At 70.3% G+C, this 1598-nt stretch carries 1 protein-coding gene and 1 pseudogene; one reads left to right on the plus strand and one right to left on the minus strand.

What is annotated here, in order from left to right:
• Window positions 1-11 precede the first annotated feature (11 nt).
• Window positions 12-440, minus strand: a complete 429-nt coding sequence (locus SJ20_RS09465; RefSeq protein WP_044659746.1) for an organic hydroperoxide resistance protein — start codon at window positions 438-440, stop codon at window positions 12-14.
• Window positions 441-662: 222 nt separating this feature from the next.
• Between SJ20_RS09465 and SJ20_RS11795 the strand changes: the two are divergent.
• A pseudogene (locus SJ20_RS11795) lies at window positions 663-1561 on the plus strand (IS5 family transposase).
• Window positions 1562-1598: the final 37 nt, after the last annotated feature.

Raw genomic sequence — 1598 nt, forward strand, 5'->3', positions numbered from 1 at the left:
GGGGTGGGGGGTCAGTCGTCGACGACCTGCACGTCCACGCGGATGTTGCCGCGCGTGGCGTTGGAGTAGGGGCAGACCCGGTGAGCCGCGTCGGCGAGCTGCTGGGCCTCGTCATGGGGCAGGTCGGGGATCACGACCTCGAGCACGACGGCCAGGCCGAAGCCCTCGCCGGCCCTGCCGATGGCGACGCGTGCGCCCACGGAGGAGTCGCCGAGCTTCTTCTTGGCCTGACGGGCCACGCTCTGCAGCGCGGAGTGGAAGCACGCGGCGTAGCCGGCCGCGAACAGCTGCTCGGGGTTCGCGCCGTCGCCGCTGCCGCCCATCTCCGCGGGGACCGCGAGGTCCAGTGCGATGCGGCCGTCCGCGGTCTGGACGTGGCCGTCGCGGCCGGCGCCGGTGGCGACGGCCTCGGCGGTGTAGAGGGGGTCGATCTCGATCATGCGGTGCCTTCCTTGCCGGTGACGGGTCCGGGTGGCGGGCCCGAGGCGCGGGTGGCGCGTCTCCGCGCTCACGAGCGAGCGTAGTCCGCGGTCAGGTTGTGCGCAACCGAATTGCCGCGGGGAGTCGGGTGGCCGTGCCCCGACCCCCCGCCGCCCCGCGCCGACCGGCGCGTCCCGCCGCACCGCGCCTAGGGCGTGTTGCTAAAGGGTTCGGGGACGTGGATGCGCGAGTCTGGGGTCATGTCGCGTGATGTCATCTCGGACGAGGTCTGGGCCGTGATCGGCCCACTGTTCCCCGAAGCCAAGACCACCGGGCGTCCGCCGGTGGATCGGCGCGCGGTGGTCGAGGCCACCGCGTGGCGCTTCCGCACGGGGGCGCCGTGGCGGGATCTGCCCGAGCGGTTCGGGAACTGGAACACGATCTACAAGAACTTCAACCGGTGGGCCGCCCAGGGCGTGTGGGAGCGGGTGCTGGAGAAGACCCAGTCCATGGCACAGCAGGCTGGCGAGCTGGACTGGGTGGCCTCGATCGATTCCACGATCGTGCGCGTCCACCAGCACGGGGCGACCCTGCCCCGCCCCACAGGGGGCCTGGATGAACGACAAGAAATCAGCGGACGAGCCGGCTGACCATGCCATCGGACGCTCCCGCGGCGGTCTGACGACGAAGAATCATCTGGTCTGTGATGGCAAGGGCAGGGTGCTGGCGTTCGTGGTGACCGGCGGGCAGGTGGCTTCACACCCCGATGCTGGCCACCACGCTGGAGCAGATCAGCGTTGCCGGGGCCCGTGGGCGGCCCCGGATACGGCCTGACCGCCTGATTGCAGACAAGGGCTACCCCTCGAAGGCGAACCGGGCCTGGCTGCGCCGGCATGGCATCGCGGCCACGATCCCCGAGCGGGCCGATCAGATCACGCACCGGCGCAGACGCCCGGGCCGGCCGATCGACTTCGGTGAAGACCAGCGCCAGCGCTATCGGGGCCGCAATGTCGTGGAGCGGTGCTTCAACCGGCTCAAACAGTGGCGAGGGATCGCGATGCGTTCGGACAAGTACGCCCGGAACTATCACGCCGGACTCAGCCTCGCAGCGACACTGCACTGGCTGACTACCCTCCTTTAGCAACACGCCCTAGATGTAGGAGGGCATGACGTTGTTG

This window comes from Micrococcus sp. MS-ASIII-49 (assembly GCF_000946635.1).
In the GTDB taxonomy this organism is placed as follows: Bacteria; Actinomycetota; Actinomycetes; order Actinomycetales; family Micrococcaceae; genus Micrococcus; species Micrococcus luteus.

What these genes read in the sequence shown, in the direction of transcription:
- SJ20_RS09465 (WP_044659746.1), bottom strand. Translation starts at nt 440, where the DNA reads ATGATCGAGATCGACCCCCTCTACACCGCCGAGGCCGTCGCCACCGGC.